This is a genomic window from Methylomonas sp. EFPC1 (assembly GCF_016925515.1).
Lineage (GTDB): Bacteria > Pseudomonadota > Gammaproteobacteria > Methylococcales > Methylomonadaceae > Methylomonas > Methylomonas defluvii.
Genome location: NZ_CP070494.1, coordinates 3,743,815 through 3,764,677, shown reverse-complemented (window position 1 = coordinate 3,764,677; position 20,863 = coordinate 3,743,815). Strand labels below are relative to the sequence as shown.

General features: G+C 45.1%; 15 protein-coding genes. 13 read left to right on the top strand and 2 right to left on the bottom strand.

Annotation, left to right across the window (positions count from 1 at the left end):
* The first annotated feature begins 51 nt into the window (after positions 1-51).
* The 3 genes from JWZ98_RS17265 (at position 52) to JWZ98_RS17255 (ending at position 5,551) form a co-directional block, all read left to right on the top strand.
* Complete coding sequence (locus tag JWZ98_RS17265) at positions 52-1,305, top strand: hypothetical protein (RefSeq protein WP_033155699.1); 1,254 nt, start codon at positions 52-54, stop codon at positions 1,303-1,305.
* A complete protein-coding gene (locus tag JWZ98_RS17260) occupies positions 1,302-4,613 on the top strand; it encodes a transglutaminase family protein (RefSeq protein ID WP_205451163.1) in 3,312 nt (1,103 codons plus the stop codon). Before JWZ98_RS17265 ends, JWZ98_RS17260 begins: the two co-directional genes overlap by 4 nt.
* A 167-nt stretch (positions 4,614-4,780) precedes the next feature.
* Positions 4,781-5,551: a PEP-CTERM/exosortase system-associated acyltransferase gene (locus tag JWZ98_RS17255; protein ID WP_205451162.1), complete on the top strand. Its 771-nt coding sequence runs from the start codon at positions 4,781-4,783 to the stop codon at positions 5,549-5,551.
* Between the two features lie 74 nt (positions 5,552-5,625).
* Here JWZ98_RS17255 and prsR read toward each other — a convergent pair whose 3' ends face one another.
* Together prsR and prsK are read right to left on the bottom strand one after the other, a co-directional pair.
* Positions 5,626-7,002 (bottom strand): PEP-CTERM-box response regulator transcription factor, encoded by a 1,377-nt coding sequence (gene prsR, locus JWZ98_RS17250; protein WP_171694500.1) that lies wholly within the window; start codon positions 7,000-7,002, stop codon positions 5,626-5,628.
* Positions 6,989-9,088 (bottom strand): XrtA/PEP-CTERM system histidine kinase PrsK, encoded by a 2,100-nt coding sequence (gene prsK / locus JWZ98_RS17245; protein ID WP_205451161.1) that lies wholly within the window; start codon positions 9,086-9,088, stop codon positions 6,989-6,991. The genes prsR and prsK overlap by 14 nt, the downstream gene beginning before the upstream one ends.
* A gap of 96 nt (positions 9,089-9,184) precedes the next feature.
* Between prsK and JWZ98_RS17240 the strand changes: the two genes are divergently transcribed.
* The 10 genes from JWZ98_RS17240 (at position 9,185) to JWZ98_RS17195 (ending at position 20,858) form a co-directional block, all read left to right on the top strand.
* A complete protein-coding gene (locus tag JWZ98_RS17240; RefSeq protein WP_033155694.1) occupies positions 9,185-9,658 on the top strand; it encodes a cyclic nucleotide-binding domain-containing protein in 474 nt (157 codons plus the stop codon).
* 32 nt (positions 9,659-9,690) lie between these two features.
* On the top strand, positions 9,691-10,428 hold the full coding sequence (locus JWZ98_RS17235) for a PEP-CTERM/exosortase system-associated acyltransferase (protein ID WP_171694502.1): 738 nt from the start codon (positions 9,691-9,693) through the stop codon (positions 10,426-10,428).
* A gap of 80 nt (positions 10,429-10,508) precedes the next feature.
* Positions 10,509-12,908, top strand: a complete 2,400-nt coding sequence (locus JWZ98_RS17230) for a tetratricopeptide repeat protein (protein WP_205451160.1) — start codon at positions 10,509-10,511, stop codon at positions 12,906-12,908.
* 33 nt (positions 12,909-12,941) lie between these two features.
* Positions 12,942-13,607: a polysaccharide biosynthesis/export family protein gene (locus JWZ98_RS17225; protein ID WP_240348059.1), complete on the top strand. Its 666-nt coding sequence runs from the start codon at positions 12,942-12,944 to the stop codon at positions 13,605-13,607.
* Positions 13,608-13,683: 76 nt separating this feature from the next.
* On the top strand, positions 13,684-15,231 hold the full coding sequence (locus JWZ98_RS17220; protein WP_205451158.1) for an XrtA system polysaccharide chain length determinant: 1,548 nt from the start codon (positions 13,684-13,686) through the stop codon (positions 15,229-15,231).
* A gap of 23 nt (positions 15,232-15,254) precedes the next feature.
* The gene (locus tag JWZ98_RS17215) at positions 15,255-16,154 is read left to right on the top strand and encodes an XrtA-associated tyrosine autokinase (protein WP_205451157.1); all 900 of its coding nucleotides are present in this window, start codon (positions 15,255-15,257) and stop codon (positions 16,152-16,154) included.
* A complete protein-coding gene (locus tag JWZ98_RS17210) occupies positions 16,132-17,811 on the top strand; it encodes a TIGR03016 family PEP-CTERM system-associated outer membrane protein (protein ID WP_240348058.1) in 1,680 nt (559 codons plus the stop codon). The genes JWZ98_RS17215 and JWZ98_RS17210 overlap by 23 nt, the downstream gene beginning before the upstream one ends.
* 11 nt (positions 17,812-17,822) lie before the next feature.
* On the top strand, positions 17,823-18,857 hold the full coding sequence (locus JWZ98_RS17205; protein ID WP_205451156.1) for an XrtA/PEP-CTERM system-associated ATPase: 1,035 nt from the start codon (positions 17,823-17,825) through the stop codon (positions 18,855-18,857).
* 3 nt (positions 18,858-18,860) lie between these two features.
* Complete coding sequence (wecB, locus tag JWZ98_RS17200) at positions 18,861-19,988, top strand: UDP-N-acetylglucosamine 2-epimerase (non-hydrolyzing) (protein ID WP_171694508.1); 1,128 nt, start codon at positions 18,861-18,863, stop codon at positions 19,986-19,988.
* Positions 19,989-19,994: 6 nt separating this feature from the next.
* On the top strand, positions 19,995-20,858 hold the full coding sequence (locus tag JWZ98_RS17195; RefSeq protein WP_205451155.1) for an XrtA system polysaccharide deacetylase: 864 nt from the start codon (positions 19,995-19,997) through the stop codon (positions 20,856-20,858).
* The last annotated feature ends 5 nt before the right edge of the window (positions 20,859-20,863 follow it).

Genomic DNA, 20,863 nt, shown 5'->3' with positions numbered 1-20,863 from the left:
CAAAATTTTGGCGATTCAGCCTAGCGGACAAATAGAGTTAGAGGAAAACGGATGATAAATTCACTGATCCACCCCAAGCAGGGCGACAAGGCCAATTCGCCCTGGTTTGACGAGTTTCTGGTCAAGTTGCTGGAAAACCGGGATCGAACCGGCCTGACCGAAATGATCCGCGAAATCGATGCGTTAATGTTGACGGTGGAGCCAGGCTGTTCGGCGGCCTATGTCAGCGAATTGGCCTTGATGACGCCTTACCACTATCTGGTCACTTTACAGTCCGAGAGCCATTGGACTCACGTGCTGCGGATTGATATGAATTCGCCGGACTTGTTGGTGCGGGAAGTGCGTGCACCCGGTCGGGCTGACATTTTCCGCAGTCTGAACGAGGTGTATCCGATTGGTGCCCACAAGCCTAACTCGCGCTATATGGGCGAAATTTTCCGGGTCAGCAATTTGCACGAAGTGGTCGAGCAGCAAAAAGCCAGGGAAATCCGCTTTTTTAACCAGGATCAAATTCGCAAACTGGAATTGCCCGGCAATATGGCCATCGTCAAACCGTCGCCGTATACTCACAACATCGTGGCTTACTGGGAAAGGCCGCCGGAGGACATCAGAGTATATGCCTTGGGAAATAGCATTATCCTTGACGAAGTGAATCGCGGCTACCTGCAAGCCAAGGAGATTCAGGAAGAATTAGGGCTGGATAAACTGATCCGCCCCATCGATCATTTAGCTACCCGGGTTTACAGCCAGAATCGGGAAGTGGCGATTTTGGAATATTTGACGCTCTCCAGTTATTACTATTGGGGGTCCTACGATATTGCCAATCAGAATTCTTCGACCAACGTCACCAAAAGCATTCATTATCCCGAGGAACGCATTAGTCCGGCCAAAGTGTTTACCGCTGCCAATCATCCGTATTTTGTCAATCATCTGGTGGGCTTGCCGTCACCGACCGAGAGTTTCGTGCGCAACTATGGACCGCGCTTGCATCATGTGGCTTTGGAAGTAGCGGACGGTGAGATCAACGGCCAGGCCAATATCGATTATGTAGTGCAGGCTATCCGGGCCAGAGGTAAGGACTTTCTGCTGGATGTCATCGGTTCACGCGAAGAAGGCTTGAAGCAAATATTTTCCAGCGCTTCCGAGCATTCGTCGTTGATTGTGGAGTACGTGCAGCGTTTTGGTAATTTTGATGGTTTCTTTACAAAGCAGAATGTTGCTGAATTAACGCATGCCGCTGGGGTAGAGGAAAATCTACGTTTGTTACAGGCAGAGAGTGAAGCAGCCAGTCCGGTGTCAGCATGAGTATCAGAGTAGCGATTAATCACAAAACCAGTTACCACTACGATCATCCGGTCCAATTGGGTCCGCACGTATTGCGGCTAAGGCCGGCTTCGCACTCGCGGACGGCGGTCAGTGCCTATTCATTGACCATTAAGCCGGATAAGCACTTCATTAACTGGCAGCAGGACCCGTTTGGCAATTATCTGGCGCGCTTGGTGTTTCCGGAAAAAACCACCGAATTTTCGATAGAAGTGGATCTGATTGCCGATATGACGGTGATCAACCCCTTCGATTTTTTTCTGGAAGAGTACGCCGAACATTATCCGTTTTCCTATCCGGAGCAATTGGCCAAGGAGCTGGCGCCCTACCTGGAAATTCGCGAACAAGGGCCTTTGCTCAAAGGTTTTCTGGCCGGCTTGAAGCGGGATAAGCAAGGCATCGTCGATTTTCTGGTGAGTATCAATCAAGCCGTGAATCAGGTCGTCAACTATGCAATCCGCATGGAGCCGGGCGTGCAAAGTTGCGAGGAAACCCTGGAAAAAAAGTTGGGTTCCTGTCGAGATTCCGGTTGGTTACTGGTGCAGGTATTGCGGCACATGGGTTTGGCCGCCCGCTTTGTATCGGGGTATTTGGTGCAGCTGGTGGCGGATGTGAAATCGCTGGACGGGCCGTCGGGTACCGATCACGATTTCACCGATCTGCACGCCTGGGCCGAGGTATATATTCCCGGCGCCGGCTGGATAGGTATGGATCCGACGTCCGGACTGTTTGCCGGAGAGGGCCATATTCCCTTAGCCTGTACCGCCGATTATGTCAGCGCGGCGCCGGTTAGCGGCGGCTTTATCGGCAAGGCCGAGACTACCTTCGATTTTTCCAATCGTGTCAGCCGCATCCATGAAGATCCCAGGGTTACCAAACCTTATACCGATAGGCAATGGTCAGACATTGAGCGTCTGGGCGAAAAGGTTGATGCCGAGCTGAAAGCGGGTGATGTGCGCTTAACCATGGGCGGCGAACCGACTTTTGTGTCCATCGATAACATGGATGCGCCGGAATGGAATACCGATGCTGACGGCGAGGAAAAGCGCAAGTTGGCCGGAAAATTGGTCAGACGTTTGCGCGACAGCTTTGCGCCGGGCGGGCTATTGTATTTCGGCCAGGGCAAATGGTATCCCGGCGAGCCGTTGCCGCGTTGGCAATTGGCGTGCTTCTGGCGCAAGGACGGCAAACCGATCTGGAAAAATCCGGCTTTATTGGCGGATGAGACCCGTGATTATGGATTCGATCTCAAGCATGCGGATGCATTTATCCGTGATTTGGTGAAACGGCTGGGCGTGGCCGGCGAGTTCATTCTGCCGGGTTTCGAAGATCCTCTTTACTACCTGTTACAGGAGGGATTGGTACCGAAAAACCTGGATCCTTTGCAAGTCGATTTGAAAGACGACTTAGAGCGTCAGCGCTTGGCCAAATTGCTCAGCGCGGATCTCGGCGCGCCGGTCGGCTATGTGTTGCCGCTGCATTGGAGCTATCAGGCCGGCTCTTGGAACAGCAGTGCTTGGGAATTTCGGCGTGGGGCGATGTTCCTGGTGCCGGGCGATTCGGCGATGGGTTTGCGTTTACCTTTAAACAGTTTGCCTTGGGTGCCGTTTGAAAAGCGCGATCACCCCCATGAACGTAGCCTGTACGAACCGGTGGAACCCTTGGGCGATATTGATTCGGAAGTTAGCCGTCGTTACAGTCAAATGGCCAAGCAGGGACTACATCCGACCGAAATGGACGCCGCCGACGATGAGAGGCCGCACGATCCGGAATGGGTGCCGCATACGGCTTTGTCGGTTCAGGCCCGTGAAGGCCGTTTATTTGTATTTGTGCCGCCCACGACCGAGTTGGAACACTACCTGGACATTATCGCGTCGGTGGAAGCTACGGCAGCGGCTTTGAAAATGCCTGTGGTAATAGAGGGGTATCAGCCGCCGCACGATTTGCGTCTGACCCGTTTGCCGGTGACGCCCGATCCTGGCGTGATAGAGGTGAATATTCATCCTGCCGCCAGTTGGAAAGAGCTGGTGCACAACACCACCACTTTGTACGAGCTGGCCCGGTTGACCCGGCTCGGCACCGAGAAATTCATGCTGGATGGCCGGCATACCGGGACCGGTGGCGGTAATCATGTGACCTTGGGCGGCATTACGCCCGCCGATAGTCCGATTTTGCGGCGACCGGATTTGTTGCGCAGCTTGGTCACGTATTGGCAGCATCACCCAGCCTTGTCCTATTTGTTTTCCGGCTTGTTTATTGGTCCAACCAGTCAGGCGCCGCGCGTCGACGAAGCGCGCAATGACAGTTTGTACGAGCTGGAGATTGCTTTTCAACAAATGCCGGAGGGCGAAGTGGCCGCGCCGTGGCTGGTCGATAGGCTGTTCCGCAATTTGTTGGTGGATATGACCGGCAATACGCATCGCAGCGAGTTTTGTATCGACAAACTGTATGCGCCGGGTACCGATGCCGGACGGCTTGGCCTGCTGGAGTTGCGTGCGTTCGAAATGCCGCCGCACGGACGAATGAGTTTGATGCAAATGCTGTTGCTGCGAACCCTGGTAGCTTGGTTTTGGCGCGAGCCCTACAAGAAGCCTTTGGTGCGCTGGGGGACGCAATTGCATGACCGGTTTATGTTGCCGCATTTCATTGCCAGCGATATTTACGATGTGGCGCGCGATCTGCAAGCTGCGGGTTATGAATTCAAGACGGAATGGTTCGCGCCGTTTTTGGAATTCCGCTTTCCTAGAATCGGTAGTCTGCGGGTTAACGATCTGCAATTGGATCTGTATCAGGCTATTGAGCCGTGGCACGTGTTAGGCGAAGAAATCACCAGCAGCGGCACCGCCCGTTATGTCGATTCCTCGGTGGAACGCTTGCAGGTGTCGCTGAGTGGGGCGATGGGTGAACGCTATGCCTTAACCTGCAATGGTCGCAGGGTGCCATTAAAGGCCACCGGCAAGCAAGGCGAGCTGGTGGCGGGTATCCGTTATCGGGCTTGGAACCCGCCGTCGGCCTTGCATCCCTCTATCGGCGTGCAGGCGCCGCTGGTATTCGATTTGGTTGATACCTGGAACGGTCGGTCTATCGGCGGTTGTACGTATCATGTCTCTCACCCCGGCGGCCGCAACTACGACACGCTGCCAGTCAATGCTTACGAGGCTGAAGGACGCAGGGTTAGTCGTTTTTGGCAGCACGGGCATACGCCGACCGAAACCGTGTTGGAATTACCGAGTGAAGAGCTGAATAAAGACTATCCGTTTACGCTGGATTTACGTTGGAATGCGCGCTAATCAGAGTGGGGAAATTAAAAAAATCTAATCAGCGAGTGTCGGTTTTTTTTACAATTTAGCTTGAAATTGACTCGATTTGCTATACCATCCTTACCTGAGGAACGAGACAAAGTGGCTATAGCTATTTGAACTTGTTATGAATATTTGTTTATAGGGTGGGGTGTATCTTGAATCGACAGAAGCAGTCTTTCGATCATTGTTTCGAGGTATTTTTAGCTGATACGCCGGAAAGTAAAAAAATTCATTATCAACTCAGATACCGGATTTATTGCGATGAAATGGGCTTCGACGATATGGAGCGGTTTCCGGCGCAGCAAGAAATCGACGAATGGGATAAAAGCGCAGTTCATTTTTTAGTAAGGCATAAATATACGCAGCAATGGTTGGGCGGGTTGAGGATGGTCATGCCCAAAGGTCACGTTTTTCCGTTTCAAGAAAGCAGTAGTTCACATCAACGGCTACCAAACGGCAGATACAAAAATTCCGTTGAAATTTCCAGGCTATGCGTTACTAAGGAAGCAAGGCGCTTTGCCTTCAGAAACCCGGCTATAGAGGTAGCTGAAGAAAATCGCAAAATTAGTTTTCTGCACGATTACCGCAATATCAATAGAGACATAATGTTGGGGCTGTATCGAGCTGCGGCGGTTTATTCTGTCCAGCAGGGCATTAAACATTGGTATATGCTAGCCAATCCGGCACTGGCGTACAGTATTAAGAAACAAGGCTTAGATATACAGCAACTGGGCGATGCTAGTCGTCAAAGTGCACGTCTGCTGTATTATTTGAATACAAAGCAAGTGCTGGAAAACTCTTTATGGTTTGAGGGTTACCGACACGATTTTCGCTTATATTCGGATATTGCAACTGACGTTCCTGTCGATATGAGGGGGCGCCAGGTAAAGCAAATCGGCGTTATTTCTTATGTGTCGAGAATCTGATTTATCCGTTTAAATCCGCCGCCTAAAGCCCTAGCCTGCAATTATCAACTGTTCTCGCTGGTAGGCCTTCTATGTCAATCCTGGTGTTCATCAGTATGATTACGCAGCAAAGCTTGCAGTCCGTATTTTTCAAATAAACCGTACAAGGTTGGCCTGGTAACACCCAATAATTTAGCTGCTTCGGATATGTTATTGTCTGCGTAGGTCAGTGCGCGTTTGATGGCGATCGTTTCTGCCGCTTCTCGTACCGATTTGAGATTCAGCGGCATAGACTTGTCGCTATCGGTACCAATTTCCAGCTCTTCGGCGGTGACGAAATTGTTGTCGGATAAAATGACCGCACGTTTGATTTTGTTCTCCATCTCCCGAATGTTGCCAGGCCAGTTATAAGCTTCAAGAGCACGAGCGGCGTCGTGGGAAAAATGTTTTTCTTTGGAGTTGTTTTCGCGGCAATAGCGCTGTAGCAGAGCATTAGCTATCGTAATAATGTCGCCTTCGCGTTCGCGTAGCGGGGGAATGTCAACGACGATCTCACTGAGCCTGTAATATAAGTCGCCCCGGAAATTACCTTGCGCAATGAGGTCGGGTAAATGGCGATGTGTTGCACATATAATGCGCACATCCACGGCAATTTCCTTTCTACCCCCTAACCGTTCTATGACCCGTTCCTGGATAAATCGCAGCAATTTTGCTTGCAAGGCAAAAGGGAGGTCGCCGATTTCGTCTAAAAAGAATGTGCCGCCCTGCGCATATTCGATTTTGCCTTTGGTTTGCGCGACTGCGCCGGTGAATGCACCTTTCTCGTAGCCAAATAATTCACTCTCTAACAATGTTTCTGGTATGGCCGCGCAGTTTACCGCTACAAACGGTTGTGAGGCGCGTGTGCTCAGGCGATGTAAGGCTTTTGCCAATAGCTCTTTACCGGTGCCGCTTTCGCCGATTAGTAAAACGGTTGCTTGAGTCGGTGCAATTTTTTCAATCATCCGCATGACCGCCTGCATTTGCGGGCTGGTGGCGATCACGCCGGTCAGGGGCTTTTGTTGCTGCAATATTTGGTAGTCGCGCTCCAATGCGTCGAGTTGAAACGCTCTTTCTATAATCAGGCCCAAGACGTCCGGGTCTACCGGCTTTTGATAAAAGTCATAAGCACCTAAGGCTACTGCATGAATCGCATTTGCGCGATCATCATTGCCGGTTACCACGATTATCTTGGTGGCCGGTGCTAATGCGAGAATTTCCTTGAGAGTGGCGAGTCCTTCAGTGGCGTTGGTGGGGTCGGGCGGTAAACCAAGATCCAAGGTAACGACGCTTGGCGTATATCGTCTAAGTGCAGCTATTGCTTCGTCTCTATTACTTGCTATTACTACTTCGTATTGCTCGAAGGCCCATTTCAGTTGTTTTTGTAAGCCTAGGTCGTCCTCGATAACTAACAGTACTTTAGAAGTGATCATTATTTCCTTGATTTGCGGAAACTCGCTGAGCTAATGGTAATTGGATGGTGAAAGCAGTGCCGCGGCCTGGATTGCTATCGACCCGGATATTTCCGGACTGCTTTAGAATGTAATCTCGGGCTTCGTAGGCGCCGATGCCCATTCCGGCGTTGCCTTTTGTCGTATCGAACGGCTTGAATAGGCGTTCTGCAATGAACTGTTGGTCCATACCTATGCCGTTATCGATAATTTTGATGACAGCATAGTCTTGGTTTTTTGTTAATTCAAGCTTAACCCATCCATCGCTTGTCGCTATGGCGTCTTGGGCGTTTTGAACTAAATTCGTCAAGATATTGGTCAGTTTGATTTTGTCGGCCGTCACGAAGCACTCGCTGAGTGTTGTGTCCATCTGCAACGGCGGAGTGCCGAGATGTTGTTGCGCGATGTTTTTAACCAATTCCACCAAATTGATGAAGGTATTGGCTGTGGTTGTGTTGGTCTCGCCTTGTTTTAACTGTTCGACAATATGGTGCATTTTTTTGACCACATTATTTAGTGTGTCTATGGTATCGTCGAAGAAGTCCGGGTTATGTTTATGCTTTTCCGCGTTTTTTACGATCAGGGAGATCTGGGCCACCAGATTTTTGAGGTCATGTACCAAATATGCTGAAAGGCGGTGATAAGTTTCAAATTGACGATTATTGGCGAGTTCTTCACTTGTCCGGTTGAGAGCGAGGGCGTTGGCAAGTTGCATTCCCACAGTTTTTAAAAGATCGTGGTCTTCCCAGTCAAGCTTTCGTGGCGCGCGCGCCTGCGTTAACACGACAAAAGCTTCAAGTTTGTTTAGGTGAAATAGCGGCACTATCAGCCATACTTGGCTATCTTCGTAGCACCACGGCGATAGATCTATGTCGTCGTATACTTCCGGAGCATGAGCCAGTTCGAAAAAATCGATGACCCATTGCTTGTTCGCTAAATATTGAGGCAGGTCGCCTATGTTGTGGAGATATTCAATTTCTTGCGGAGTGAGTTTGAGGTTTTGTTCTGCAGCTAGAAAAAAGTGGCCTTGATCGTTTTTTAACCACAAACCGCCTCCTGCGCTCTCTACTAGGTCCGTCAACGTAGTTATGATGAATCCTTTCAGTTCCTCAAGCGACTCAAGTTTTGCCAATGATTTGCTGATTTTGAGCCACTCTTCGCGGTAATCGTAGCTATAGTGGAAAAAGTGCTTACTAAAATACACCTTGGAGATCGCTCGTATTTTTCCAGATGTAAACGGGATAATCAGCAGGAGAATGGCGAGAAAAATAAACAGAGTTTGTGCAGCCTCACCCCATTCGGTATTTGCGCGTTTGATATAAAAACCGGCAAACGACATAAGGATTAAATAGATGCCGCAACCGAGGAGAATCGTTGAGTAAAAAATAGTTTTGCGAGGTGTTGTCAGTTCCGTACTTTGGCTGTTAAGCTTTAGTCGGGTCAATGTGACTGCTAAAAGTGGTGTCATGAGTGCGTTAATTACACCTCGTGACTGCCAGAGCTCGAAGTCCAGGCTGCTGAATAGCAGTGATTTGCTGTAAACGAGCAAATCGAATGCGAATAGCGAGCCAAGGCTTATACACAGAAATTTGAGATTCCACCTTTGCTTCAGGGGGGTGCTGCGATAAAGCTGCTCAACTAGGATGAGGCCAAATACAGCGGATACAACGTGCGATGCGAAACGAGGATCGACGTTTAGATGTTCTCGGATTAGGGTTAGGCTGCCAGGGAAGATCTCGATACCTAAAACCAGCATTAAAATCAGGGTAACGACTACGCTAACGTTCGACTTAAATATTTGCTTGTGATCGTTGTATATTTGTTTGGACAGCAGCGTTCCAAGTTGAAGAAACCAAGATGCATTCCGGAGAGTTTCGTACGGTAGCGTGTCAGCGAAGAAGAAATGGCTATTTTTTGTGGCGATTATCACGCTTGTGCACCATGCTAACGAGCACAAAACTGCTATTATGAAAGGCAGATGCCAGTTTTTCCTAAAGCAAGCGTATAAAAGTAAAAAACCATAAGCGATGGCTGCGCTTAAGTAGCTGTAATAAATGTAGCTTTGCATTTAGCGTCGATGTTTAAGTGTTTTTTCAATACGTATAATCATTATACGACCTTATAAGCAGTAGGCAGGATCATTACTTTGCAGATTCAGGCTGACATGAAAGAATTATTTAGTGACGTACTAGCCAATGCGCAATTCTCTGACGGTTCCGGCTGGAAACGATATCGCCTAAATGCGGGTGAAACCATCGTGAAAAAAGGCCAGCAAGGAAATACATTATTTCTCATAGAAGAAGGTGTTGTTAGAGTGTTGGGCGGTGCAGAGCTGGATGGGAATCGGCGAATAAGCCCAGGTCTCTGTGATTTAGATGCTGGGGCGGTATTTGGGGATGTCTGTTTGTACGAGCCTAGGGAGAGAACGGCTTCTGTTGTTTCATTGACTGATGTGTGTTTACTTGAAGTTCGTAGTGATATGTTGAGTGTTTATTTGGACGATCATCCGGTGCAGGGTTATTTATTTTTGAAAGGCTTGTTTCAAGCTATGTCCAATCGTTTGGGATTGGCAAATGATCGAATAGAGCATTTACTGGCGTGGGGAATTAAAGCGCATGATATCGATAAATATTTGTAGTTGGATGATGCTCGTGAAAATGAGAGGGCAAGATGGATGTGGGGCCTAAGTTATCACTGGCAGAAAGTTTTAGCCGTTACTTCAAGGTGGGGCTCGCTGAAAGCGATGCTCAGAAGGAATTTGTTTTTCAAGTAAGGTACCGTGTTTATTGTGAAGAGTTTAAATATGAACCTGTTGAACGTTTTGCTAATCGCCTTGAAGTAGACGAATACGATCAATATTCCCGCCACTGTTTGATTACGCATTTGCAAACTGGTATCCCTGCTGGTTGTGTAAGAATGGTTCCTGCTATCGGGGAACGACAGAATAAGCCATTGCCGTTAGAAAAATACTGTGGAGCTAGTTTAGACAGCAAGCTTATAGATAATTTAAAGCTACAAAGAAATACAGTATGCGAAATATCAAGATTAGCTGTGGATGGGGCGTTTCGTAGACGTACCGGCGAGACTCTAACCCGCTTCGGTGAAATTAACGGCTTACAGTTTTCGCCTCAAGAGCAGAGGACTTTTTCGTCAATAGCAGTTGCTTGTTTTTTTGCCGCAACAGTCCTAACAGAGGTTGATGGACGTACAAATGTGTTTGCGATGATGGAGCCGTTCTTGCCGCGGCTGATGCATCGGTCAGGTATAGATTTTCAACGAGTTGGTAAGGATATTGACTATCATGGTATACGAGCACCTTATTTCATTACTACTCAGGCTGTTTTAGAAAATATGCATCCCGATTTGCTAGAGTTATATTCCTGGATAAAAGAAAATATTGTTAATTAATATGGCGGGATCGAATGTAATTATATATTTCTAGGCGATTAGTAAGTAGTCAAATAAAATATTGGGGTTTTGGTAATAGGATGAAAAGAAAAATAATCAGTTCCGTAGTTCTTGCATGTACGTTTTTATTGCAAACAGCGGCATGTTCCTCGCCGGAGGAATCTGCTCGGAGTCATTTACAAAAAGGTAAGGAGCTTTTTGAAAAAGGGGAATTTGATAAGGCCTTGCTTGAGTTGAAGACAGCCAGTCAAAGCAGCGATAAGTTTGGTGAGACCTATTTGTATATGGCCCTATTGGACGAAAAAAATAATAATTTCAAGTCGATGCGGCAAAACCTGATTAGGGCCTTAGAATTAGAACCAAGTTTGACTTCCGCAAAAATAAAACTAGGTAAGCTCGATATTGTTTTTGGAGATCTGGAGAAAGCATTGGAGCAAGCGGAGTCAGTTTTGACAAGTGACTCAAGCAATATTGATGCAAAAATGATCAAGGCATCGGTTTATATTAAGCAGTTGAAAAAAGATCAAGCAGCAGAAATAGTTGATTTTGTTTTAAAAGATAGCCCGGATAATGTTGAGGCTTTGTCATTGCAAGCTGCTCTATTTGCTGAAAAAAATGAAATAGATCAAGCTTTGGGGACAGTAAATAAGGCATTGGGAGTACAGCCCGCAAACCTTCCTTTGCGCTTATTTAAGATAAAACTGGATGCAGGGCTGAATAACATAGATAGCGTAATAAAAGGTTATCAGGAGCTTATTCAGTTATACCCAGATGCCGGTAACTTTAAGCTGAGCTTGGCTTCCATTTACTCGATGACTGATAAGCTTGAGGAGGCGGAGAGACTATTGAGGGAAATGGTCGAAAAATCAAATGATAAAGTCGAGCCTGAAATAGTTTTGTTCGAATTTTTAAATGCTCGTGCTAAAGATCGAGTGATTCCTGAGTACAAGGCTATGCTTAACCGCCATCAAGGGCAACCTAAGGTGTTGTTAGAGCTCTCGAAATGGATGGTTGCGTCAGGATATGCTGAAACTGGTAAGGAAGGGTTAGAACAAGTTGTTCAGCTAGAAAAGAACAACGAAGCAGGCTTGTCAGCCCAAGTCATTCTTGCGGAAATTGCGCTAACGGAAAAGCAGTTTAGTGCTGTAGAAAGCTCTTTAAAAGATATTCTTAGTATTAATTCGGAATTGATTCAGGCAAATTTGCTTAAAGGTCGTTTTTTGCTGGCTCAAAATAAAACGGATGAAGCTATTGAGTTCCTTAATAAACTTGTATGGAACAAAACTAATGTAGACGACGTTTATTCTTTGTTAGGTGATGCTTATTTAATAAAACAAGATCGGAAACAGGCTGAGAAAAGTTTTAAACAGGCGTTAGAAGTTAATCCAGCAAATTTGGCTGCCTTTTCTCGTGTATATAGTAACTACGTACAGGCCGGGCAAAATGAAAATGCTAGGCAATATCTTGAAAAGGCGTTATCGCTAAAACAAAACGACATTTTATTACTTACTAGTAAGGCTGAGTTGGATATTTTAGAGAAAAAGTGGGATGGCGCCCAAGATTCTATTCAACGGCTAGCACTTTTTTCTAAAGATAAGGTGATGCCTATATATCTTCAAGCCAATGTTTTACAGGGTAAAGGTAAGTATGCTGAGGCAATTAGCTTGTATGACAAGTTGATACAACAGTATCCTAATCATTTAAATTCTTTGATTAATTTAGTCAGATCTTACGAGGCTCTTGGGCAAAGACAGAATGCTGTTGCGTATTTGGAAAAGCACCATGTAAAGTATCCTGATCAATTAAATACTGTTGGCGTACTGAGTGATATATACATTGCAAATAATGATTTTGTAAAAACCAAAAAGCTGCTGACGGATCAGCTTAAACATACTCCAAAAGCAGCATCGATTTATCTCGCTCTAGCAAGGGTTGAGGCAATGATGAATAAAAATATTTCTTCAGCCAAAGATGTGTACTTGCGAGGATTGGAAGTCAATCCAAATGATCCTCAGTTAGCTATGGCTCTAGCTGCTTTGTATGAACAATTAAACGAAAAGGAAAATGCAATCAGGGTGTATAAAGCAGTACTCGATAAGAATCCCGATAATAACTTAGCTATTAACAATTTGGCCTCGTTATTGATAGAGTCAAACAGTCACGATGAGATTAGTCAAGGAATGGAGTTGGCAAAAGTATTTAAAGATTCCGAGAATTCTTATTTTCAAGACACATACGCTTGGGCATTAATTAAAGCTGGTAGTAATGAGGAGGGGCTTAAGTTATTACAGTCCTTGATTCTAAAAGAGCCTAAACTGCCTGAGTTTAGATATCACTTAGGAGTTGCGCACATGAATGCTGGTAATAAAGCGACTGCGATAAGTGAGCTTAAACAATCTATTAGTTTGTCTGAAAAACAGAAGCGAAATTTTTCCGGTAAAGATAACGCAAAAAAGATCCTTGAAGAAATAGAGAATTGAGCAGGTAATTGGGTAACTACTTTGATTATGATTATGCCGATATTTAAAAAAAAGTTGTTGTATTGTTTGATAGCTTCTGCCCTTGTTTCTAGTATTGTTGGGTGTTCCCAGCCTTTACTTGAGGATATGCAACAGACTGCTGACTATACTTATCAGATAGGGCCTGGCGATAGTGTCAATATTTTTGTTTGGGGCAACCCAGAGTTATCTACATCAGCGCCAGTGCGTCCGGATGGAAAGATAACTGTTCCTCTAGTAGAAGAATTGTTGGCCAGTGGTAAAACGCCATTTGAACTTGCTCGGGACATTGAGAAGGTGCTTTCGACTTATATAAAAAGTCCACAGGTAGTTGTTATGGTTAGCGGATTCAAAGGGATTAGCACTCAGCAAATCAGGGTCATTGGGAGAATAGGCGGTGGCGGTGGTGGAGCCAGTGGTGGAACTGGTGGTGGTGGCGTAGGACGTTACCAGGGTAAATCCATTCCATACGAGAGGGGAATGACGCTATTGGATGTTATTATTCAAATTGGTCTGAACCAATATGCTGATGGTAATAGAGCCAGTGTTATCAGGGATGTGAATGGAGAATTGAAGCCGTTTGGCGTAAGGATTGACGACCTTATTGATGATACAGATTTGTCAGCTAATGTCTTGATGATGCCTGGGGATATTTTAATTATTCCTGATGCGTATTTTTAAGTGTTTGTAAGACGGTAGACTTTTTCTGTAGGTAGTATGTCCATTAATTTTAGATTGAAAACAACGGCTAGTTAATATGCAGCAAGATCTTTCCGAAGTTTATTTTTATTTGAAAGGTACTTTAAAGTACAAGCGCCTCGCCATCGTTTTCGCTTTGGTTGTTTGTTCAGCTGCTTGGGCGTACATTTTTATGATGCCTGATAAATTTGAATCGAAAGCCAAAGTTCATATTGATTCAGCTACAGTGATTAGGCCTCTCATGAGAGGTATGGTTATAGAGCCTGATATATCTGCGCTGATCAGAATAATCCAGCAGCTAATGTTTACGAGACCTAATCTTGAAAAAATTATTTCGCTATCTCAGCTAAGTAGATCGCAGGATAGCTCAGGATCTGCTACGGAATTGATTGAGAAACTTAAGAAGGACATAACGATTGCAGGAGGCAGAGGAGATATATTCGATATTGCTTATACCTCACAAGATCCTGAAGTTGCGAAGAGTGTGGTCCAGGCTGTTCTTACAGTGTTTTCTGAACAAACAGAGGGCAAAGCATTGGCTGACGCGAGTGATGCGCAGCGTTTCATCGAACAGCAGATACGAGAATACGAGATTAGGCTGCAAGATGCTGAAAAAGCGAAAGAAGAATTTAAACGCGCAAACATTGATTTACTTAACGGCTCAGATCAATTTCAGAGTTTGCAGAAAATGAAGGAGCAGTATCTAGATGCCAACACGGCTCTAGAGCAAGCTATTTCTCGACGAAATGTTTTAGCGGAGCAGGTTGCTGAAATCCAAGAGTCTGAGGAAGACTGGGGTCTACCGACATCCACTCAGGAAGTATCTGCGGATAATGCAAGGATAGAATCTCTGAAAGATAAGCGCACTGAATTGTTGCTTAAATATACCGAACGCCATCCGGAAATAATTGAAATCGATAAGTTGATTGACACGCTGAAAACTCAAGAAAATCAAACTAAGACTAGTCAGACGCAAGCAAATGGAGATATACAGGCAGGGCTTTCCGAAAGTATTGGTGCAGAGAAAATGGCGAATCCCTATGTTCAGGCGTTAAAAATGGGGTTTGACAATGCTCAGGCTGAAGTTGCTTCTAGTCAAACTTTGGTTGAGTCAATTCGAAACAGGATAGCAAAACTTGAAGAAGGTTTGAATGAAAGATTGACCATAGAAACGGAAATGAAAAATCTTAACCGGGACTATGAAACGATAAGCGGCAAGTACGCCGAGTTGCTGGATCGGCGTGAACAGGCTCATATTACCGAACGCGTTGATGACCAGACATCTCGTTTGAAATTTAAAATTGCTGATCCCCCTAGTAAGCCCAACAAGCCTAGCTCACCTAATAGAAAATTATTTTATTCTTTCGCGCTTTTGGTTGGGGTTATTTTAGGATTTGGTGTCGCGTTTTTGGTTTATTTTATACGTCCAGTGTTCATGTCAACGAGACAAGTAAGGATTGTGACCGGCCTACCATCCTTAGGTAGTGTGTCTCTTACCTCACAAGGCATAAGTCAAACTAATAATATTGACTGGTTACTTATTTCGACTTTTGCAATATTGCTAAGTGGTTATATCGGTATCATGATATTTGAGATACTCAAGTAAAGTCGTATTAAACAGGTAAACATATGAGCATTATAGAGAATGCGCTGAAAAAGGCAGGGAGCCAAGGGTTAGTTGTGGAAAATAATAGTCAAGAGTCGGCTACCACAGCTAAACCTGATAGGGGTTTCAGTGAAACCAATTTAGAATCGACTGGGTTGCGAGAATCTTCCGGGGCATTTTCGCCCGAACAACAGGTTGTTGTTGATTGGGCTAGTTTGGCGGAAAACGGTTTTATAGATAATAATAACGCAAAATCTCAGCTAGCTGAAGAATTTAGAGTTATTAAGAGGCCTTTGGTAAACAATATACAGGGCGCAGAAAATAATGGAATTAATCGTTCTAATTTAATTCTTATTTGCAGTAGTTTGCCTGGGGAAGGTAAGACATTTGTTTCAATTAATTTGGCTTTGAGTATTGCTAACGAAAGAGATAAAAAAGTTTTGCTTATAGATGCTGATGTGGAAAAGCCAAGTATATCAAAACAATTAGGCATTAATAGCCCTCGAGGCTTAATAGAGTATTTAGAAGATGATAAAGTAACTTTTTCAGATATTTTGTTAAAAACAGATCTTCCAAATCTTAGTTTAATTACAGCGGGTAAAAGACATAAATACTCAACAGAGTTGTTATCAAGTCAACGGATGTATTTGTTCGCGGAAGAAGTGAGTCGGCGATACAAAGATCGAATTGTGATTTTTGATTCACCTCCGTTGTTAGTTGCTACTCAAGCCCAAATACTTGCGGAACTTGTAGGGCAAGTAGTGCTCGTGATTGCGGCGGAAGTAACCCCTCAGAGCGTGGTTAATGAGTCGGTTGCGAAGCTTAGTAATTGCGATGTTGTTATGACTCTTCTGAACAAAACAAGAAAAGAGATAGATATATACGGTCACAATTATAGTTATGGGAAATATGGACATTTGTGACAGTAATCGTCTTTCCGGTTTATCTCTAGCTACCTTGCTTTCTGGTTTAAGTGTTGGCATGGTTTTACATTCTAGCGTCGCAATGGCGCTAGATTGGAGATTTAGTCCGAGTTTGTCGGCGAGTGAAATATTTTCTGATAATTTGGCGCTTTCTGAAAATAACAAAAAGAGCGGTTTTGTCACCGAGATTAGTCCTGGAATTTCGTTGTATGGGAATTCTCCGTGGAGTAATTTCAATTTAAATTATCGTATGCAAGGTCTCTATAATGCGGGTGGTAGAGATGCTATAGATGTAAATCATCAGCTTAATATGAATTCTTTGTATCAAGCTGTTCGTAATACTCTTTTTCTGGAAACTGCAAGCTCAATTAGTCAGCAAAATATTAGTAATTCCTTTGTTACGACTGATAATATTTCTGGGAACGGAGGGCGGACTGAAGTAAAGACATTTAGTATTTCACCCTATTGGACGCCTCGTTTTGGCCAGTTTGCAACGGGTTTAGCTAAAGTCGGTTATAGTAAGTCTTCCTTTGAGAATTTAAATGGATCTGCGGTCACTCCGCAGTTGTCGAGTTTAGTGTCTGATTCAGATACTATTACGCGCCAGGCTAGATTGTCCAGCGGCAGTTATTTTAATAGAATTAATTGGGGATTAAATTATTCGTCGCAAGAACAGGGTAGGGTTGTCGGGCAAGATGTTCGATTTGAACAATATCAAGGTAATGCCCGGTATTATATCAATAACAAATTCAACCTTTTCGGGCAAGCGGGGTTTGAAAATAACGATTTTCAGACCTCGGCCAACAGCATAAGTAATGGTTTTTTTTATACTGTAGGTGGTCAATGGACGCCAAGCAAGTGGTATTCGCTTGAGGTAGGTATTGGTAATAACAAGCATGCTACGTTGCAATTTAATCCATCGGAAAATCTCAGTTCGACTATTACGTATCGTAATAAAGATGTTGGGTTAAACACTGGCGATTCCTGGGATGCAAACTTTAATTATCGAGCTAAGCAGGCCACTATTGCATTCAATTATTCCCAGGAGACAACTACACAGCAGCAATTGTTTGCTGAGCAGGGGTTTTTTCTTCGGGATGCATCGGGTAGTTTGACTCAGGTGGTTAATACTCAAGATTTAATTGCTCAGGGATTTCTCACGCCGGGCCCTACTGATCCTGTGACGGGAAGATCATCTTTAATTCGAGGCCCCAATTTTAACAATACTCAATTAGTTTTCAATCCGTTTGATTTGGTCAACGACGTGATTATTAGAAAACGTGGAAATCTTTCTTTCTCGTACCAAACGGGCAAGAGCAGTTATACCGCTTCGGTATTTAACGAACGTAGAACATATGAGGTTCGTTCTGGAGAAGACATGTCATATGGTGTTACGGGTAGTTGGCAATGGCAATTTGCTTCTAGAATGGATCTTTATTTGCGGCCGTCTTGGCAGCACACCGACGGAGAGTTGACCAGCAATTCTCGATATGATGTTGCTTTGGGGGTTAGTAGGGGGATTCCGATTAATCTTGGGAGGCCCTTATTAATGGATACTAGGCTCGAGTTTCGACATATCAATCAAATATCTGATTCGTCTCAATTTAACGGTTATGTTGAAAACAGGGCGACAGCCAATTTTAACGTACGATTCTAAATAGAAACTACATGTACGACGGATTTTATAATCTCACCCAAAAGCCTTTTCAGTTAAGCGCCGACCCAGATTTCTTTTTCCAGAGCTCCGTGCATAAGCGTGCTTTAGCTTATATGCATTACGGCTTGACGCAAGGTGAAGGCTTTGTGCTCGTTATTGGCTCACCAGGAACAGGTAAAACTATGCTGGTAAAGAGTTTGATAAAAAATTTGAATAAGGAGAAATTGTTAATTGGTGTGATGATGACTTCTCAAGTGGGTCCCGAAGACACCTTGCGGATGGCTGCATCGACATTTGGTTTTTCATTTTCCCTAACGGATAAAGCTAGTTTATTATCGGGATTCGAAAAATTTATCGCTGAAAAAGCCAGAGAGGGAAGGCGATTATTGTTAATCGTAGATGAAGCACAAAATTTGCCTAAACAGTCCTTGGAAGAGTTGCGCATGCTTACCAATTTGGATGTTAACGGCAATCCCGTTTTTCAGGTGTTTCTGGTTGGGCAAACCGAATTGAAACGTACTATATACTCCGCGGATATGGAGCAGCTGAAACAACGGATTGTATCCACATTTCAACTTGATCCGTTGGATTTGGAAGAGACTAAAGAATATATACTTTTTAGGTTGCAAACTGCCGGCTGGACGGGAACTCCCGAGTTTACGCCCAGTGTTTTCGAGGTAATTCATGAGTTTAGCGGCGGTATTCCTAGGCGCATTAATTCCTTGTGTGATCGTCTGCTATTGTTCGGTTATTTGGAGGAGTTGAAGCTGCTGGATGAGCAGGCGGTCACCAAAGTGATTGTCGAGGTTAAGGAAGAAATGCTACTCGAAGCCGCTGACGAGGAGTATGAGAATTCCATGCCGCCTTTACATCGTTTCAGTGGTGTTGACTCAGAATCTCTTGAGCATCGGATTGCCAGGCTAGAAGACGTTGTCACTAATCTTCGAAACAGTCTGAATAAAGAAAAAGCGTTGCTTAGAAAAGCTATTCTGCTGCAATTGGATATGGATGCCGTATACAGCGATACAACAACCTCCCTGGATTAAAAAATGTTCCCTAAAGTCTTGGTTTGCGTGGTTGGCGCGCGACCTAATTTCATGAAAATGGCGCCCATTATTAGACAGTTGCAAGCTGTTAGCCATTTGATCACTCCTTATTTGGTGCATACCGGTCAGCATTACGACCAGGCCATGAAAGATACTTTTTTCCAACAGCTCGGTATTCCGGAGCCGGACAAAGATTTGGGGGTCGGATCTGGCAGTCACGCCGTGCAGACTGCAAATGTCATGTTGCGCTTTGAGCCGGTTTTGGATGAGGTTAAGCCTTTTGCGGTATTGGTTGTCGGTGACGTCAATTCCACCATCGCCTGTGGGTTGGTCGCAGTGAAAAAGAACATTCCACTGATTCATGTTGAAGCCGGTTTAAGAAGTTATGATCGGCAAATGCCGGAAGAGATTAACCGGATTTTGACTGACCAGCTATCTGACTTGCTATTCACTACGGAACGTGCGGCGGCGGATAATTTGACAAGGGAGGGGATTGCAGAACTGCGGATATGCTTTACTGGGAACGTGATGATCGACACGCTTTTGGCTAACTGCCAGCAAGCCTCTTCTTTGGCGGAAACATTGCAGCGATACGGTTCTAAGCAGGTTGTTTCGGAAAAAGCTTACGCCTTATTAACATTACACCGACCTTCTAATGTTGACGACCCCGAAACACTGGAGCGCTTGGTTCGGGTAGTGGGTGATATTAGTGAAAAACTCCCTGTGATATTCCCGGTTCACCCACGCACACAGCAAAAAATTGCGGAAGCGGGTTTGCTGCAATTATTGCCGCAACAGCGAGTGATTATGTTGCCGCCGGTGGCATATCTGGAAATGCTTGGTTTGATGCAAGCAGCCCAATTGGTTTTGACTGATTCCGGCGGCTTGCAGGAAGAAACCACCGCATTGGGTGTGCCTTGTGTGACTTTGCGGGAAAATACCGAAAGGCCGATTACGATCACCGAGGGCACGAATACTATTGTGGGAACCGATCCGGCCAAAATCATGCAATGTGTTGATGATATTTTGCACACTGGCGGTAAGAGTGGTCGAGTCCCGGAATATTGGGACGGTAAAGCGGCTGATCGCATCGTCGACGAAATTCTGCGTCGTTATGAGTTGGCAGGGTAAAGCAATATGAATTTGCCTGTGCGGGTTAATGCCATGACGGTCGATGTCGAGGATTATTTTCAGGTCTCGGCTTTTGAGGCGAATATTCAGCGTAATCAGTGGGATGCTTTACCTCACCGGGTAGAGCAAAACACCCAGAGAATTTTGGATTTGTTTGCTCAGCATCAAGTAAAAGCAACGTTTTTTACCTTGGGCTGGGTGGCTGAGCGTTACCCGCAGTTGGTTAAACGGATTGTCGATGAAGGGCATGAACTCGCGTCGCATGGTTATCAGCATACCCGGGTAACCGAACAAACACCGGAGCAATTCCGCCAAGACCTTAAAATTAGCCGGCAGATTCTTGAGGATATTGGTGGTAAGCCAATTGTGGGTTATCGGGCGGCTAGTTATTCAATTGGCGCCAAAAATCTTTGGGCCTTAGAAGTCCTTGAAGATGAAGGCTTTCACTACAGTTCCAGTATTTATCCGGTCAAGCATGATTTATACGGTATGCCTGGAGCTCCTCGCTTCGCCTATCGGCCCGACAACGCGCCGAAACTGTTGGAAATTCCGATTACTACATTAAAAATTCTGAATCGTAATGTTCCCTGTGGCGGCGGCGGATTTTTTAGATTGTATCCGTACCAATTTTCGAAATGGGCTTATCGCCACCTCAACAAATGCGAAAACCAGTCAGGTATTTTTTATTTTCACCCTTGGGAAATAGATCCAGAGCAACCGCGGCAGCATGACCTGTCATTTAAAACCCGCTTTAGACATTATCTGAATCTGGGTCGAATGGAAAATCGCCTTAACAGCTTACTTGCTGATTTTGCTTGGGATACCATGCGGAATGTGTTTCTAACCAAGCAAACAGACAAATCATCCTAGTCAGT

Bases quoted from the DNA above. Each gene is read 5' to 3' on its own strand.
- JWZ98_RS17265 (WP_033155699.1), top strand. From the start codon at position 52: ATGATAAATTCACTGATCCACCCCAAGCAGGGCGACAAGGCCAATTCG.
- JWZ98_RS17260 (WP_205451163.1), top strand. From the start codon at position 1,302: ATGAGTATCAGAGTAGCGATTAATCACAAAACCAGTTACCACTACGAT.
- prsR (WP_171694500.1), bottom strand. From the start codon at position 7,002: ATGATCACTTCTAAAGTACTGTTAGTTATCGAGGACGACCTAGGCTTA.
- prsK (WP_205451161.1), bottom strand. From the start codon at position 9,088: ATGCAAAGCTACATTTATTACAGCTACTTAAGCGCAGCCATCGCTTAT.
- JWZ98_RS17240 (WP_033155694.1), top strand. From the start codon at position 9,185: ATGAAAGAATTATTTAGTGACGTACTAGCCAATGCGCAATTCTCTGAC.
- JWZ98_RS17235 (WP_171694502.1), top strand. From the start codon at position 9,691: ATGGATGTGGGGCCTAAGTTATCACTGGCAGAAAGTTTTAGCCGTTAC.
- JWZ98_RS17230 (WP_205451160.1), top strand. From the start codon at position 10,509: ATGAAAAGAAAAATAATCAGTTCCGTAGTTCTTGCATGTACGTTTTTA.
- JWZ98_RS17225 (WP_240348059.1), top strand. From the start codon at position 12,942: ATGCCGATATTTAAAAAAAAGTTGTTGTATTGTTTGATAGCTTCTGCC.
- JWZ98_RS17220 (WP_205451158.1), top strand. From the start codon at position 13,684: ATGCAGCAAGATCTTTCCGAAGTTTATTTTTATTTGAAAGGTACTTTA.
- JWZ98_RS17215 (WP_205451157.1), top strand. From the start codon at position 15,255: ATGAGCATTATAGAGAATGCGCTGAAAAAGGCAGGGAGCCAAGGGTTA.
- JWZ98_RS17210 (WP_240348058.1), top strand. From the start codon at position 16,132: ATGGGAAATATGGACATTTGTGACAGTAATCGTCTTTCCGGTTTATCT.
- JWZ98_RS17205 (WP_205451156.1), top strand. From the start codon at position 17,823: ATGTACGACGGATTTTATAATCTCACCCAAAAGCCTTTTCAGTTAAGC.
- wecB (WP_171694508.1), top strand. From the start codon at position 18,861: ATGTTCCCTAAAGTCTTGGTTTGCGTGGTTGGCGCGCGACCTAATTTC.
- JWZ98_RS17195 (WP_205451155.1), top strand. From the start codon at position 19,995: ATGAATTTGCCTGTGCGGGTTAATGCCATGACGGTCGATGTCGAGGAT.